Consider the following 15,253-nt stretch of genomic DNA (forward strand, 5'->3'; position numbering starts at 1 on the left):
TCCGTGTGGAACGACGCTCGTACTACCAACCTGATCGCCAACACGCTCGCCGTGCTGGCGGTTGCCGCCATGCTCATCGCGGGCGTGGTGTGGGTAGCGCAACGTCCGTATTTCACGCTGTCGGCGATCGAGCTGGAATCGATGCCGGACACCGAACTGCACTACGTGTCGACGGGCGCCGTGCGTTCGGCGATCGCGGGCCGCGTGAAGGGCAACTTCTTCACGGTGGACCTGGACGACGCGCGCGAGATCTTCGAATCGGTGCCCTGGGTCCGGCATGCCACCGTGCGGCGGATCTGGCCGAACGTGCTGCGTGTGCGCATCGAGGAACAGCAGCCCCTGGCGCTGTGGAACGAGAACCAGATGATCAACACCTGGGGCGAGGCGTTCACGGCCAACACGGGCGAGGTGGACGACGACACGGTGCTGCCGCAGTTCTCCGGACCCGACGGCACGGAAGCGCTGGTCGTGCAGCGCTACGCCGAGCTGGCGCGCTGGTTCGCGCCGCTGGACATGCATGTGGAACAGTTGGAACTGAGCCCGCGCTACGCCTGGCGCGTCGTGCTTTCCAACGGCATGCTGCTGGACCTGGGCCGGGATCCGGGCGCCGATGCGCCGGACCCGCACGGCCTGCCCGGCGCCTTGCCGTTCGCGGCTCGTATTCAACGCTTTGTGCAGGCGTGGCCCACCGTATCGGGGCGCCTGGTAGGGCGCACCGTCACGCAGGCCGACCTGCGCTATCCGAATGGTTTCGCCCTGGCGCTGGCCCCGTTGCCCGCGTCGGAAACCAAATCCAAATCCACACCAAAACCTCCCAAGAAACGCTAACGCCATGACCCGTGACATCAAGGACCTTATCGTCGCCCTCGATATCGGCACCAGCAAGGTGGTGGCTGTGGTGGCTGAAATCCTGCCTGAAGGCCGCTTCGAGGTGCTTGGCCTGGGCCAGCACGAATCGCGCGGCATGCGCAAGGGCGTGGTCGTCAATATCGAGACCACTGTGAATTCCATTCAGCGCGCGCTTGAAGAAGCCGAGCTGATGGCAGATTGCAAGATTCGAGACGTCTACACCGGCATCGCCGGCAGCCATATCCGCAGCTTCAATTCCAGCGGCATGGTCGCCGTGAAGGACAAGGAAGTCACCGCCACCGACGTCGCCCGCGTCATCGAGACCGCCAAGGCGGTGAACATCCCGACGGACCAGCAGGTGCTGCACGTGCTGACGCAGGAGTTCATCGTCGACGGCCAGGAAGACATCCGCGAGCCCATCGGGATGAGCGGCCTGCGCCTGGAAGTGCGCGTGCACATCGTGACCGGCGCCGTCAGCGCCGCGCAGAACATCGTCAAGTGCGTGCGCCGCTGCGGCCTGGAAGTGCAGGACCTGATCCTGCAGCCGCTCGCCTCCAGCCTGGCCGTGCTGACCGCCGACGAAAAGGAGCTGGGCGTGGTTCTCGTCGACATCGGCGGGGGCACGACCGACGTTGCCATCTTCACCGGCGGCGCGATCCGCCACACCGCCGTGCTGCCCATCGCCGGCGATCAGATCACCAACGACATCGCGGCGATGCTGCGCACGCCCACGCCCGATGCCGAAGAAATCAAGCTGCGCTACGGCGTCGCCAAGCAGGTGCTGGCCAGCCCGGACGAGTCCGTGGAAGTGCCGGGCCTGGGCGACCGCGGCCCGCGCCAAGTCAAGCGCCAGGCGCTGGGCGCGGTGATCGAGCCACGCGTCGAAGAACTGTTCACGCTGGTGCAGCAGGTGGTGCGCGATTCCGGCTACGAGGACCTGCTGGCTTCCGGCGTTGTCCTGACCGGCGGATCCGCGCAGCTGCCCGGCATGATCGAACTGGCCGAGGACGTGTTCCTCAAGCCGGTTCGCGTGGCGGTGCCCGAGTATGAAGGCAGCCTTGCCGACGTGATGCGCAATCCGCGTTTCTCGACGGTGATGGGGCTGCTGCAGGAAGCGCGCATGCAGCGTGTGCGTGGCCGCAAGGTGGCTGCGCAGACGGGCAACTTCAAGAGCCTGCTTGCGCGCATGAAAGAGTGGTTCATGAATTAAAGGGTGCAGGTTGGGGCCTGCTCCTTGGTGCGAACCGCGGCTGTCTAGCGGGGAGCGCCAGAAAGAGGAGGCGTCTCAAACCCGTAGCGGGCCTATGTAGCCGGCGTCGGCTTTGAGGCGATTCACAAAAGATAGGTTGTCGGGGAATTTTTGTGATTTGCAAATTCGGACTTGTGAGGGAGTCATCATGATGAACTTTGAGATGCTTGAGAACAACACCAAAGGGACCGTAATCAAGGTCGTTGGTGTGGGTGGTGCGGGCGGCAATGCCGTCGCGCACATGATTCGCAGCGGTGTGCACGGCGTGGATTTCATCTGCGCCAATACCGATGCGCAAGCGCTGGCGGCAACCAATGCGCCGGTGCAGATCCGCCTGGGCCGTACCGGTCTGGGCGCGGGCGCCAAGCCCGAGCAGGGACGCGCGTCGGCGGAAACCGCGCGTGAGGAAATCCGTGCCGCGCTGAACGGCGCGCACATGGTCTTCATCACCGCGGGCATGGGCGGCGGCACCGGTACCGGTGCAGGTCCGGTCGTGGCCGAAGTGGCGAAGGAACTGGGCATCCTGACCGTGGGCGTGGTCACGAAGCCTTTCTCCTTTGAAGGCAACAAGCGCCTGAAGATGGCCGAGGACGGTATCTCGGAACTGGCCAAGCACGTGCATTCGCTCATCGTGGTGCTCAACGAGAACCTGTATGAACTGATGGACGAGGACGCGACGCAGGAAGACTGCTTCCGTTCGGCCGACGACATCCTGCACAACGCGTGCGCGGGTATCGCCGAAATCATCAACGTCGAAGGCAACGTCAACGTCGACTTCGAAGACGTCAAGACGATCATGGGTGAGCAGGGCCAGGCCATGATGGGCACGGCGTCGGCATCGGGCGCGGATCGCGCACGTGTTGCCGCCGAGCACGCCATTGCTTGCCCGCTGCTGGAAGGCGTGGATCTGAACGGCGCGCGTGGCGTGCTGGTCAACATCACCGCCAGCCGCTCGCTGAAGATGCGCGAAACGCGCGAAATCATGGAAACGATCCGCAGCTACGCTTCGGACGACGCGACCGTGATCTTCGGCACCGCCTACGACGAGTCCATGGGCGAAAACCTGCGTGTCACGGTGGTTGCAACCGGCCTTGGCCGTGCGCAAGCCCGTCCGCAACTGGTGCAGAACACCGCTGAAGTGCTGCGCACCGGCACCGACAACATGCCCATGGGTACGATGCCGGCCGGCCAAGGCGGCGACTACCGCAATCTGGACATGCCGTCTGTCATGCGCAATCCGCGCAGCCAGGCGTCGGCCCAGGTGCGGGCGCTGGAAAGCTCGGGAATGGATCATTTCGACATCCCGGCCTTCCTGCGTAAGCAGGCGGACTGAACCTAGAGCCGGTCAACGGCTCTAACTGCACTCCCTCACTCCGGCTCGCCTGTCCCCACGGGCGAGCCGGAGGCAGAGCGGTCCGTGTTTCCCTTGCACGTTAAATAAGGGACGGAGGTTTCGGCCGGTCTGAACGTCAGTTTGAATGGCGGCATGGATCGGACAGCGTTACAATACTTCGGTTACGCCGGCAATCCGTACTTATCTTGCCGGCTTCCGGGTTCAAAATTCCAAGTCTCATGTTCCGACAGCGCAGCATCCAGAATCTCGTCCGCACGACAGGCGTCGGCGTCCACTCAGGACGGCGGGTGGAGCTCACCCTGCGTCCGGCACAGCCCAATACCGGCATCGTCTTTCACCGTGTGGATCTGCCGCAGGTCGTCGACCTGCCCGCGCAAGCCACCGGCGTGGGTGACACCCGTATGGCGTCCGTGCTGCAACAGGGCAATGTTCGCGTGTCGACCGTGGAACATCTCATGTCGGCGTTGGCCGGCCTGGGTATCGACAACCTGCACGTCGACCTCACTGCCGAAGAAGTCCCCATCATGGACGGCAGCGCGGCGACGTTTGTTTATCTGTTGCGCTCGGCCGGCATCGTCGAGCAGAACGCGCCCAAGCAGTTCATCCGTGTGTTGAAGCCGGTGGAAGTGCGTGAAGGCGAAGGCCGCAACGAGAAATGGGCCCGGCTCGAACCCCATGAAGGGTACGCGCTGGCTTTCTCGATCGACTTCCGTCACCCCGCCATCGACTCCACGGCGAATTTCGCCGAAATCGATTTCGCCACGCATTCGTACGTTCGCGAAATCGCGCGGGCGCGCACCTTTGGTTTCGTGAATGAAGTCGAGGCCCTGCGGTCGATGGGCCTGGCCCGTGGCGGCAGCCTGGATAACGCCATCGTCATGGACGAGTACCGCGTGCTGAACAGCGACGGGCTGCGTTACGACGATGAATTCGTCAAGCACAAGATCCTGGACGCCATCGGCGACCTGTATCTGCTGGGCAAGCCGCTGGTGGCACGTTATGTGGCGTGCAAATCGGGCCACGGCTTGAATAACCAGCTTGCCCGCGCGCTGCTCGAGCAGCGCGACGCCTGGGAAATCGTCACGTACGAATCGCAGGCAGAAGCGCCCCAGGCGTTTCGCCATGAATGGAAACTGGCCTGACGCCAGGTTTCCGCTGAACCCGCGCACGGGGGCCACCCCCGGCTCAGCGCGGGTTTCTGCTTAGATACCCGCTTGGGTTTCTCCTTAGGGACGACGCTGGCCGTCATCCCCTCGCGCGATAGTCGCAATCCGGTAGCCAACCATCCGGCCATCGGTCTGAAAAGTTGGTTTCGCGACGTTTCCGGCCCTTTGAGTTGCCGGACAAAGCCGGGTTGCTCAGCTACTCTTGTGATGCTTCAAGAGCTTGGCGACGGCATCGGCCAACGGACCTGGCCGCAGGTTGCCGTGCAGCGTTTCGAACGCACCTAGAGCCTTGTCGTTCAACGGCTGCGCCTCTGTGGGAGGGCGCGGCTGACGGGCGCCGGGCTTGGGTAACCCCGCTTGTACCTTGATGGCAATTTCGTTAAGGTTCCAGCCCTGGTCCGCCAGAGACCGCGCGATGCGCGGCGCCAATTGACGCATCTTGGCCGCATGCGCGGCGGTCGGCACCACCAGGTGCAGACACAGGTTTTCCAGCTTGGCGACCTGGCACACAGCACCCAGCGGGGCGGGCAACACCGCCGCCACCGCGTATTGAATTTGCAGATGCTTGCGGGCAGTCGCCAATACACCGGCGCCCCGCATGTCATGACCCAGCCATCCCAGGGCGGTATTTTCTACGCGCCGGCTGGTACTGGAACGTTGACGGTATGAAGCGGGTCTATTCATGCCGGCTTTAAAAGAATTAGGAAGCAAACCTTGAAGATCGTGATTATGCACGCCCGCGACGGGCAGGACGGGCATTTCACCCTGGGCGGCGCGCGACTGGCGTTGTTCCTGGGGGGCGCCTTGATTACCGCGGCCATTTTTGGCGCAGCGCTTCAACGATACATCACTCCGATCCTTCCCGCCGTCCACACGATGGGATGGCCGCTCTCTGAGCAGCCTGGGCGCGACGCCGATTTCCTGCGTGAAAACATGAACCTGCTGGCTTCGAAGGTCGGCGCGCTGCAGGCCAAGCTGGTCAGCATCGACGGCTTGGGCCAGCGCGTGGCCAAGGTGGCGGGCGTGGCCTACACCGACCCGGAACTGGCCCAGCAGCTGGCGTCGGCGCAGCCCGAGGCACCGGCGCATCCCGAGGCCACGCAGGTCATGGACGACCTATTTACCGACCATCCGCCGCCCAGCGCGGCGTCGGCCGAGGCGCTGGGCCGGCAGCTCGACGAGATCCAGGCACGGCTGTCGCAGCAGACTGACAACCTGAAGTTGCTGGACGCGGCGCTCACCAAGCGTTCGGCGGATCAGGCGCGCATGCCGACCGCCATGCCGATCACCGATTACCCCTATCTGTCGTCCTCGTATGGCTGGCGCCGCAACCCGGTGACGGGCCGCTCGGCCATGCACGAAGGGCTGGATTTCGCGGCGCCCTCCGGCACGCCGATTTTGGCCGCGTCCGGCGGCGTGGTGCTCGAGGCCAAGTGGGCGCCTGGCTTTGGCAACATGGTCGAGATCGACCACGGCGACGGCCTGATCACCCGCTACGCCCATGCGTCGTCGTTGCTGGTCAAGCAGGGCGATCTGGTCGAGCGCGGCCAGCAGGTCGCGCGCGTCGGCAGCTCTGGCCGATCCACCGGCCCGCACCTGCATTTCGAGGTCCGCCTTGCCGGACAACCGCTGGATCCGCGCCTCTTCCTGGGGCCGCAGCCTCAGCACGCGCCGCCCGCCGTCGCGCAGGCTGCCGCGCCTTGAACCCTTCGCGGGTTGGCCGGTCAAACCGGCCGACAGTGCTACCCTGGTCATAGGTCCAGGCTATTACGCTCCAGGTGCGTTAAACTGGTTCGTTTCCCGGCGGACCCCCGCTCAACCAATAACATCAAGTCACGGGTGACGCTGCCCCAAGCGCTTCGGGTGTGGTGTGGCTCGTGCGGCCGACATACGCATGGTTTCTCTGCTCAAAAAACTCATAGGTAGCCGCAACGACCGGCTGCTTAAGCAGTATCGCAAGCTGGTAACCCAGATCAATGGGCTCGAACCCAAGATCTCCGCGCTCTCCGACGCGGAACTGGCGGCCAAGACCGACGAATTCCGTTCCCGCCACGCCCAGGGCACGTCCCTGGACGATCTGCTTCCCGAAGCCTTCGCCGTTGTGCGCGAAGCCGGCAAGCGGGTGTTCGGCATGCGGCACTTCGACGTGCAGATGCTGGGCGGCATCGCCCTGCATAACGGCAAGATCGCCGAAATGCGCACGGGTGAAGGCAAGACGCTCATGGCGACGCTGCCCGTCTACCTGAACGCCATCGCCGGCAAGGGCGTGCACGTGGTCACGGTGAACGACTACCTGGCCCGCCGCGACGCCGAATGGATGGGCCGCCTGTACCGGTTCCTGGGCATGTCCACCGGCGTGGTGGTGCCGCAGCAGCCGAACGACGAAAAGAAGGCCGCGTACGCTGCCGACATCACGTACGGCACCAACAACGAATTCGGTTTCGACTACCTGCGCGACAACATGGAATTCCGTGTTGAAGACCGCCGCCAGCGCGTGCTGTTCTACGCCATCGTCGACGAAGTGGACTCGATCCTGATCGACGAGGCCCGCACGCCGCTGATCATCTCCGGCCAGGCCGAAGACCACACCGAACTCTACGTCCGCATGAACGCGGTGCCGCCGCTGCTGACGCGCATGGCGCACGAGCCCAAGCCGCAGGAGCCGGAACCCGAAGGCGATTACTGGGTCGACGAAAAGAGCCAGCAGGTCTACCTGTCGGAAGCCGGCCACGAACACGCCGAAGGCATTCTTGCCCGTCTGGGCATCCTGCCCGAAGGCGAATCGCTGTACGACCCGCGCCACATTGCGCTGATGCACCACCTGATGGTGGCGCTGCGCGCAAACACCCTGTTCTTCCGCGACCAGCAGTACGTCGTGCAAGACGGCGAAGTGGTGATCGTTGACGAATTCACGGGCCGCCTGATGGTGGGCCGCCGTTGGTCCGACGGCCTGCACCAGGCCGTCGAAGCCAAGGAAGGCGTGAAGATCCAGCACGAGAACCAGACGCTGGCGTCGATCACGTTCCAGAACTACTTCCGCATGTACGAAAAGCTGTCCGGCATGACCGGTACGGCGGACACGGAAGCCTACGAATTCCAGGAAATCTACGGGCTCGAAACGGTCATCATCCCGACCAACAAGCCCATGGTCCGTAAAGACCAGAACGACCAGGTCTTCAAGACCGACGGCGAAAAGTACAACGCCATCCTCGAAGACATCCGTGATTGCCACCAGCGCGGCCAGCCTGTGCTGGTGGGCACCACCAGCATCGAGAACTCCGAGCTGCTGTCGGGCCTGCTGAAAAAGGCCAAGCTGCCGCACGAGGTCCTGAACGCCAAGCAGCACGCCCGCGAAGCCGAGATCGTGGCCGAAGCCGGCAAACCGGGTCACATCACGATCGCCACCAACATGGCCGGTCGCGGTACCGACATCGTGCTGGGCGGCAGTGTCGACAAGCAGGTCGACCTGATCCGCGCCGACGAATCGCTGTCCGAAGCCGAAAAGACGGCGCGCATCGAAAAGATACGCGCCGAATGGAAGCCGCTGAACGATCAGGTCAAGGCTGCGGGCGGCCTGCGCATCATCGGCACCGAGCGCCATGAATCGCGCCGTATCGACAACCAGCTGCGCGGCCGTGCCGGCCGTCAGGGCGATCCGGGCTCGTCCCGCTTCTACCTGTCGCTGGAAGACTCGCTGATGCGCATCTTCGCGGGCGACCGCGTGCGCGCCATCATGGAACGCCTGAAGCTGCCCGAGGGCGAGCCCATCGAGGCCGGCATGGTCACGCGCTCGATCGAGACTGCGCAGCGCAAGGTCGAAGGCCGCAACTTCGACATCCGCAAGCAATTGCTGGAATACGACGACGTTTCCAACGACCAGCGCAAGGTGCTGTACTCGCAGCGCAACGACGTGCTGGAAGCCGCCAGCGTCAGCGCAACCGTGCAGAACCTGCGCGACGCCGCGGTGACCGATCTGTTCAACACGTACGTGCCGCCGGAATCGGTGGAAGAACAGTGGGACATCCCCGCGCTGCAGAAGGCGCTGGAAGCCGACTGGCACCTGCATCTGCCGCTGACCGAGATGCTGGAAAAAGAACCCAACCTGAACGACGAAGAACTGCGCGAACGCGTGGTGGCCGCGGCGCGCGATGCGTACCAGGCCAAGGTCGACCAGGTGGGCGAGGAATCGTGGTCGCAGTTCGAACGATCGATCATGCTGCAGGCGATCGACACGCATTGGCGCGAGCACCTGTCGGCGCTGGATTACCTGCGTCAGGGCATCCATCTGCGCGGCTATGCGCAGAAGAATCCCAAGCAGGAATACAAGCGCGAAGCCTTCGAACTGTTCTCGGGCATGCTGGAACGCGTGCGCGACGACGTGGTGAAGGTGCTGATGACGGTGCGCGTGCAGTCGTCGGAACAGGTCGAACAGGCCGAAGCCGAAGCGGCGCAGTCGCATGTGCAGAACGTGCAGTATCACCATTCCGACTACGACGAGGCGCTGGCTTCCGATGCGCAGGAAACGGGTGCGCAACCCGCGCGCAACGCACTGCCCAAGGTCGGCCGCAACGATCCGTGCCCGTGCGGCAGCGGCAAGAAGTACAAGCAGTGCCACGGTAAGCTGGTCTGATTAAAGGGGTTAGCCTTCATGCTGCATTCTGTCGGCCGCACTGAATTCGACCACGCCGTCGTCATGGTGCGAGACCGGCTGGATGCGCTGGCGCCCCATTACGAACGGCAGGGGTTTCACCTCAGCGACAAGGCTGTGCACAACCTGGGGTCGTGCAATCGCCTGATCGTGCTGGAAGGCACGTACGTCGAATTGCTGGGTTGGCCGCCGGGCGCGCCGCCCGCGCGCAAGGAAATTGCCGATTCGCCGTTTGGTCTGGAAGCGCTGGTGTTCCGGACCTATGACGCCGAGGCCACCTACAAGCGGCTGCAGGACGCCGGCTTTGCCGTCAATCCCGTCCAGGAACTGACCCGTCCGGCCATGCTGGACGGTCAGGAAGTCCAGGCCCGTTTCCATACCGTGCGTTTTGCCGAGCAGCCCTTGCCCGGCATCCGCATGTATTTCTGCCGGCACCTGACGCCCGAGTGCGTCTGGTCGCCCGAACTGATGGCGCATCCCAATGGCGCCCGCAGCCTGCATCGTATCGATGCGCGCGCGGCGGACGCCCGCGGCGTGGCCGAGCGTCTGGCGCTGGTGGCCGGGGTGACTGCCGAAGCCGCCAACGGCGGCTGGGACGTGCCGTTGGCGAACCTGCGCATTCACGTCCAGCAGGACGACGCTGCGCAGACGCCTGTCCTGTCCACGCTGACCCTCGAAAATCGCGATGGCGCGCACTACACGCTGGATACCGGACTGTAGCCTTCCACGTACCGACTGCTTGCCGATAGCCCGCCGCCTGGCGGGCTTTTTCATGCCTGCCCGTCCCCGCCACGAGGCGGCCGTGGGCGACGACCGTGAAAAGGGTGCCCGCCTGGGGCAAACCCGGGTTGTCCGTCAAAGTGTATGCACTTTAGTATGCACTTCATCCCGACTGGAACATTGCCACAGGCGATCCGGTATGACGCTCTCCCAACCTGCAGCCACCCCCGTTGCCCGCGCGGCCCGCACCTCGGCCGGGCAGGCCGAGTTGTATGGCGCCGTCAAGGCCATGGCGGTGCGCTTTGAGTTCAAGCCGGGTGAACGCATCAACGAGGTTGAGCTTGCGCGCCGGCTGCACGTCAGCCGCACGCCGCTGCGCGAGGTGCTGAACCAGTTGATGGTCGAAGGATTTCTGACGCGCGCGGTCAATCGCGGCTTCATTGCCCGCCTGCTGGACGCCAAGCAGATCCACAGTCTTTATGAATACCGCGCGGTGCTGGAAGCCGGCATCGTGCGTGCAGCCTGCGAGCGCGCCACCGACGAGGAGCTTGCCAGCCTGCGCGCCTTCGTCGAACGCTCGCGCGACGAGCCCGACGACAGTGATGCCGCCCGGCTGCTGGAACTGGACGAAGCCTTTCACCTGGCGCTGGCGCGCTACTCGCGCAACGACGAATTCGTGCGGGCGCTGGAAAGCGTCAACGCGCGCATTCATTTCGTGCGCTGGATCGACATGCAGCAAGGACGCCGCAGCCATACGCAAGGCGAGCACCTGCGCATCGTGGACGCGCTGCAAAAGCGCGACATCGAGGCCTTGCCCGGCCTCATCAGCGCGCATATCGGCCGCCGGCTGGACCAGATCACCGACGTCATCCGCACGGGCTTTTCAACGATTTACATGCGGGACCAGGCCGAACCCGCCACGGTAGTGCCGGCCAACACCACAACAGCAGGGGAAAACTGATGAATAGAACGATCAAGCGGGCGCTGGCGGCGGTATGCACGCTGGCCGCGGCCGGGGGCGCCTTTGTCGCCGCGCCGGCGATGGCCGAGGAACGGCCGCTGATTCTCGTCGTGCCGTATCCGCCGGGCGGCAGCACCGACATCCTGGCGCGCATCCTGCAGCCGCGCCTGTCGCAGCAGATGGGCGGCCGCGCGGTGGTGGTCGAGAACCGTCCGGGCGCTGCCAGCCAGATCGCCACGGCGTTCGTGGCGCGCGCCGAACCGGACGGCAACACGCTGCTGGTCAGTTTCGACAATCACGGCATCAATCCGGCCGTGAAGCCCAAGCTGCCGTACGACACGTTCAAGGATTTTGTCGCCATCGGGCAGACGGTGCGCTTTCCGCTGGTGATCGGCGCGAATCCGAGCGTGCCTGGGGACAACCTGAAGGAGTTCCTGGCGGCAGCCGCCAAGCAGCCGCCCAACAAGTTCAACTATGCGTCCACGGGCGTGGGCTCGCTGAACCATCTGGCGCCGGAAGAGCTCAAGCGGCTGTCGAAGGTTGAGCTGCTGCACGTGCCGTATGGCGGCGGCGGACCGGCCATTCAGGCCGTCGTCGGCGGGCAGGCCAACATGACGTGGCTGAGCTTTGCCGCGCTGCGTGGCCAGATTCAGGCCGGCAAGATCAAGCCGCTGGCCGTCGCCGGCGAAAAGCGCCTGCCCGAACTGCCCAACGTGCCCACCGTGGCCGAATCGGGCTTCCCCGGCTTTGTCGCTTATTCGTGGAGCGGCATGTTCGCCCCGAAGGGCACGCCGGAAGCCACCGTCAAGAAACTGACGGCCGATTTCCAGGCGGTGCTGGCCGATCCCGAGATCAAGAAGAAGATCACGGAAGCGGGCTTTGAGATCGTTGCGTCTGATGGTCCTGCGCTGGATGCGTACGTAAAGTCGGAGTACGACCGCTGGAGCGCCTTCATCAAGAGCAGCAACATCAATCTGGACAACTGAACGGCGTCGTGCCGGGGCGGCTGACTGCCGCCCCGGCCCGGCTCCCGAATTACGTGGAGATGACATGGAACACATGAACGGCGCCGAAGCGATGGTGCGGATGCTGCAACACAACGGCGTCAAACATATCTTTGGCCTGTGCGGCGACACCACGCTGCCGCTTTATGACGCGCTGTACCGCTTGGACCACGGCATGCAGCACATCCTGACGCGTGACGAGCGCAGCGCGGCCTACATGGCCGACGCCTATGCACGCGTGACTGGCAAGGTCGGCGTGTGCGAAGGCCCGAGCGGCGGCGGCGCGACCTATCTGCTGCCTGGCCTGGTCGAAGCCAACGAGTCGTCGATTCCCGTGCTGGGCATCACGTCGGACGTGGCCGTCGGCTCGCGGGGCAAGTATCCGCTGACCGAACTGGACCAGGAGGCGCTCTACCGCCCGCTGACCAAGTGGAACCGCACGATCGACCGCGCGGACCAGATTCCGGGCATGGTGCGCGCGGCCTTCCGCGCCATGACGACTGGCAAGCCTGGCTCGGCGCACCTGTGCTTTCCCTATGACGTGATGAAGCAGGAAGTGGATGCGTCCGACGTGTGGGCGCAGCCCGAGCACGGCAGCTTCCCCGCCATGCGCTTCGCGCCGGATCCCGCCGACGTGGCGCGCGCCGCGCAACGCCTGGTGGCGGCGCGCTCGCCGGTGATCATCTGCGGCGGCGGCGTGGTCATCGCCGGCGCCTGCGGCGCGCTGCAGGAAGTTGCCGAGGCCTTGAAGGCGGCGGTGTGCGTGACGGTGAGCGGGCAGGGCAGCCTGGCCGACACCCATCCGCTGAATGCGGGCGTGGTGGGATCGAACGGCGGCGTGATGGCGACGCGCGATGTGGTGGCGGCTGCCGACGTGGTGCTCTTCGTGGGCTGCCGCGCCGGGTCGACTTCGACCGAGCACTGGCGCTTCCCGAACCGCAACGTGCCGATCCTGCACATCGACATCGACCCGATGGTGATCGGCGCCAACTACCTGACCGAAGTGGGTCTGGTGGGCGACGCCAAGCTGGCCCTCGAAGCGCTGTCCGCCGAAGTGCAGGCGCGCATCAAGCACCGGCCGTCCGATGCGACCGACGGCGCGGTGCTGGCGGGGCGCGCCAAGGAAGCGCGCCGCGCGCAGCTTGAGCCGCTGGCCGCCAGCCTGGACGCGCCGATCCGCCCCGAGCGCGTGGTGCAGTCGCTGAACCGCCTGCTGCCCGACGACGCGGTAGTCTGCGCAGACCCCGGCACGCCGTGCCCGTACTTCTCGGCCTATTACGACGTCTCGCGTCCCGGCCGCCACTTCATCACCAACCGCGCCCACGGCGCGTTGGGCTTTTCGATGTCGGCGGCGCTGGGCGCCTGGGTCGGCCGTCCGCAATCGAAGTGCGTGTCGGTGATGGGCGACGGCAGCTTCGGCTTCACGGTGGGTGAATTGGAAACCATCGTGCGCCACAAGGCGCCGCTGCTGATGGTGGTGTTCTCGAACTCGGTCTACGGCTGGATCAAGGCCAGCCAGAAGGCCGGCTACGACAAGCGCTACTACAGCGTGGACTTCAATCGCACCGACCATGCGCGTATCGCCGAGGCCTATGGCGTGAAGGCGTGGCGTGTCGAGGACCCGTCCAAGCTGGACGCCGCGATCAAGGCCGCCATGGAGCACGACGGCCCTGCGCTGATCGACGTGATCGCGCAGCCGCTGCAAGATACCGCGGCGCCCGTGAGCCAATGGATGGGCTGATGCGGTAAGCGCAGCGCGCTGCATTGCCGATGGGGCCCTTCGCGGGGCCCCATTTTTCTTGGCCGGTCCGATTAGAAAAAAATTCCCTGCCGGCGGGCGCGCTCCTATACTGGACCGCTTCGGAGCGGCGGGCCGCGGAGGTCCGGCGCCGTCAACGCGACAGCAGAGAGGGCAGGCATGGACCTGGGGATCAGCGGCAAAAAAGCACTGGTGTTTGGCGGCAGCCGCGGCATGGGGCGCGCCTGCGCCCTGCAGTTGGCGCGCGAAGGCGTGGCCGTGACCATCGCGGCGCGCAATCCGCAGACGCTTGAACAGGCCGCCGCCGACATATCGCGCGAAACCGGCATCGGCGTGGGGTGGGTGTCGGCCGACCTGACGCTTGCCGAGGGGCGCGACGCGGCAATCGCCGCCTGTCCGCATCCCGACATCCTCATCAACAACGCCGACGGCCCGCTGCCGGGCGACTTCCGCGACTGGTCGCGTGACGACTGGATCGCCGCGCTCGACGCCATGATGCTGGGACCGATCGACATGATCCGCCGCGTGGTGGACGGCATGGTCGAGCGCCGGTTCGGGCGTATCGTCAATATCGTGTCGCGCAGCGTGAAGGCGCCGCATGCCGAGCTGGGGCTGTCCAACGGCGCGCGTTCGGGCCTGATCGGCTTCGTGGGCGGCCTGGCCCGCCAGACGGTCCGGCACAACGTCACCATCAACAATCTGCTGCCGGGCGCCTTCGCCACCGATGCGCAGACCCGGCACATCCAGGGCATGGTGGAGCAGGGCGGCAAGACGTTCGAGCAGTTGTGGGACGAGCGGGCGCGCAGCAACCCCGCCGGCCGGTATGGCCAGCCCGAGGAACTGGGTGCGTTGTGCGCGTATGTCTGCTCGGCGCACTCGGGTTACATGACGGGGCAGAGCCTGCTGATCGACGGGGGCGGCTACCCCGGAACCTACTGATGGCGTCAAGACATCCCATGGACCAGACGGACCTGAAGATACTCGCGCTGCTGCAGAAGGACGCCACCTGCTCGGTCGCGGAAGTGGCCGAACAGGTGAACCTTTCCGTGACGCCGTGCTGGCGCCGGATCCAGAAGCTGAAGGACGACGGCGTCATTGCGCGCAACGCCATCCTGCTGGATCCCCGCGCGCTGGGCCTGAACCTGACGGTGTTCGTGTCCATTCGCACCAGCCAGCACAACGAGAAATGGACGCAAAGCCTGATCAATGCCGTGATGGCCTTGCCCAACGTGGTCGAATTCCATCGCATGGCCGGCGACGTGGACTATCTGCTGAAGGTGGTGGTCGAGGACATGGCGGCGTATGACCGCTTCTACCGACGGCTGATCGGCGCGGTGGATCTGCTGGACGTCAGCGCCAGCTTCTCGATGGAAGTCATTAAAAGCACCACGGAATTGCCGCTGGGCGCCGTGTAGCCGCCGGGCGCGCAAATTTTTTCCTGAGTCCCCCGCCGCCGCGGATGCAAATTTCTTTCTGCGTGTTGCGCGGGCCCAATCTGGCAATGCTTTTGCGCGGGGCGCGGCGTAGGATATCGCTCACTCCA

The 15,253-nt window shown here is 65.0% G+C and carries 13 protein-coding genes; 12 read left to right on the forward strand and 1 reads right to left on the reverse strand.

Features of this window, described 5'->3' with window-relative positions:
* The first annotated feature begins 3 nt into the window (after positions 1–3).
* The 4 genes from AB3147_RS03685 (at position 4) to lpxC (ending at position 4,594) form a co-directional block, all read left to right on the forward strand.
* Positions 4–828 carry a cell division protein FtsQ/DivIB gene (locus tag AB3147_RS03685; protein WP_175125634.1) on the forward strand — a complete coding sequence of 275 codons (825 nt, stop codon included), beginning with the start codon at positions 4–6 and terminating at the stop codon, positions 826–828.
* A 4-nt stretch (positions 829–832) separates the two neighbouring features.
* Entirely contained in the window at positions 833–2,059 is a 1,227-nt protein-coding gene (gene ftsA / locus AB3147_RS03690) for a cell division protein FtsA (RefSeq protein ID WP_006217473.1), read from the forward strand.
* Positions 2,060–2,246: 187 nt separating this feature from the next.
* Positions 2,247–3,431 (forward strand): cell division protein FtsZ, encoded by a 1,185-nt coding sequence (gene ftsZ, locus AB3147_RS03695; RefSeq protein WP_056320774.1) that lies wholly within the window; start codon positions 2,247–2,249, stop codon positions 3,429–3,431.
* A 239-nt stretch (positions 3,432–3,670) separates the two neighbouring features.
* Positions 3,671–4,594: a UDP-3-O-acyl-N-acetylglucosamine deacetylase gene (gene lpxC / locus AB3147_RS03700; RefSeq protein ID WP_056320776.1), complete on the forward strand. Its 924-nt coding sequence runs from the start codon at positions 3,671–3,673 to the stop codon at positions 4,592–4,594.
* A 216-nt stretch (positions 4,595–4,810) separates the two neighbouring features.
* Here lpxC and AB3147_RS03705 read toward each other — a convergent pair whose 3' ends face one another.
* Positions 4,811–5,218 carry a DciA family protein gene (locus AB3147_RS03705; protein WP_175125683.1) on the reverse strand — a complete coding sequence of 136 codons (408 nt, stop codon included), beginning with the start codon at positions 5,216–5,218 and terminating at the stop codon, positions 4,811–4,813.
* A gap of 129 nt (positions 5,219–5,347) precedes the next feature.
* Between AB3147_RS03705 and AB3147_RS03710 the strand changes: the two genes are divergently transcribed.
* The 8 genes from AB3147_RS03710 (at position 5,348) to AB3147_RS03745 (ending at position 15,125) form a co-directional block, all read left to right on the forward strand.
* Positions 5,348–6,322 carry a M23 family metallopeptidase gene (locus AB3147_RS03710; RefSeq protein WP_175125681.1) on the forward strand — a complete coding sequence of 325 codons (975 nt, stop codon included), beginning with the start codon at positions 5,348–5,350 and terminating at the stop codon, positions 6,320–6,322.
* Positions 6,323–6,512: 190 nt separating this feature from the next.
* Entirely contained in the window at positions 6,513–9,248 is a 2,736-nt protein-coding gene (gene secA, locus AB3147_RS03715; RefSeq protein WP_175125631.1) for a preprotein translocase subunit SecA, read from the forward strand.
* Positions 9,249–9,266: 18 nt separating this feature from the next.
* Positions 9,267–9,986: a VOC family protein gene (locus AB3147_RS03720; RefSeq protein ID WP_239215231.1), complete on the forward strand. Its 720-nt coding sequence runs from the start codon at positions 9,267–9,269 to the stop codon at positions 9,984–9,986.
* Between the two features lie 199 nt (positions 9,987–10,185).
* The gene (locus AB3147_RS03725) at positions 10,186–10,947 is read left to right on the forward strand and encodes a GntR family transcriptional regulator (RefSeq protein ID WP_218345027.1); all 762 of its coding nucleotides are present in this window, start codon (positions 10,186–10,188) and stop codon (positions 10,945–10,947) included.
* On the forward strand, positions 10,947–11,933 hold the full coding sequence (locus tag AB3147_RS03730) for a tripartite tricarboxylate transporter substrate binding protein (protein WP_175139411.1): 987 nt from the start codon (positions 10,947–10,949) through the stop codon (positions 11,931–11,933). Before AB3147_RS03725 ends, AB3147_RS03730 begins: the two co-directional genes overlap by 1 nt.
* 64 nt (positions 11,934–11,997) lie before the next feature.
* Entirely contained in the window at positions 11,998–13,692 is a 1,695-nt protein-coding gene (locus tag AB3147_RS03735; protein WP_175125624.1) for a thiamine pyrophosphate-binding protein, read from the forward strand.
* A 177-nt stretch (positions 13,693–13,869) separates the two neighbouring features.
* The gene (locus AB3147_RS03740) at positions 13,870–14,649 is read left to right on the forward strand and encodes an SDR family oxidoreductase (protein WP_175139410.1); all 780 of its coding nucleotides are present in this window, start codon (positions 13,870–13,872) and stop codon (positions 14,647–14,649) included.
* Between the two features lie 17 nt (positions 14,650–14,666).
* Positions 14,667–15,125 (forward strand): Lrp/AsnC family transcriptional regulator, encoded by a 459-nt coding sequence (locus AB3147_RS03745; RefSeq protein WP_056569264.1) that lies wholly within the window; start codon positions 14,667–14,669, stop codon positions 15,123–15,125.
* Positions 15,126–15,253: the final 128 nt, after the last annotated feature.

Source organism: Achromobacter animicus, from assembly GCF_040775605.1.
In the GTDB taxonomy this organism is placed as follows: Bacteria; Pseudomonadota; Gammaproteobacteria; order Burkholderiales; family Burkholderiaceae_B; genus Achromobacter; species Achromobacter animicus.

Excerpts from the sequence above, each read along its gene's own strand:
- AB3147_RS03705 (WP_175125683.1), bottom strand. The coding sequence starts at position 5,218 with ATGCGGGGCGCCGGTGTATTGGCGACTGCCCGCAAGCATCTGCAAATT.
- AB3147_RS03730 (WP_175139411.1), top strand. The coding sequence starts at position 10,947 with ATGAATAGAACGATCAAGCGGGCGCTGGCGGCGGTATGCACGCTGGCC.
- AB3147_RS03735 (WP_175125624.1), top strand. The coding sequence starts at position 11,998 with ATGGAACACATGAACGGCGCCGAAGCGATGGTGCGGATGCTGCAACAC.
- AB3147_RS03725 (WP_218345027.1), top strand. The coding sequence starts at position 10,186 with ATGACGCTCTCCCAACCTGCAGCCACCCCCGTTGCCCGCGCGGCCCGC.
- ftsA (WP_006217473.1), top strand. The coding sequence starts at position 833 with ATGACCCGTGACATCAAGGACCTTATCGTCGCCCTCGATATCGGCACC.
- lpxC (WP_056320776.1), top strand. The coding sequence starts at position 3,671 with ATGTTCCGACAGCGCAGCATCCAGAATCTCGTCCGCACGACAGGCGTC.
- AB3147_RS03710 (WP_175125681.1), top strand. The coding sequence starts at position 5,348 with ATGCACGCCCGCGACGGGCAGGACGGGCATTTCACCCTGGGCGGCGCG.
- secA (WP_175125631.1), top strand. The coding sequence starts at position 6,513 with ATGGTTTCTCTGCTCAAAAAACTCATAGGTAGCCGCAACGACCGGCTG.
- AB3147_RS03720 (WP_239215231.1), top strand. The coding sequence starts at position 9,267 with ATGCTGCATTCTGTCGGCCGCACTGAATTCGACCACGCCGTCGTCATG.
- AB3147_RS03740 (WP_175139410.1), top strand. The coding sequence starts at position 13,870 with ATGGACCTGGGGATCAGCGGCAAAAAAGCACTGGTGTTTGGCGGCAGC.
- AB3147_RS03745 (WP_056569264.1), top strand. The coding sequence starts at position 14,667 with ATGGACCAGACGGACCTGAAGATACTCGCGCTGCTGCAGAAGGACGCC.
- ftsZ (WP_056320774.1), top strand. The coding sequence starts at position 2,247 with ATGATGAACTTTGAGATGCTTGAGAACAACACCAAAGGGACCGTAATC.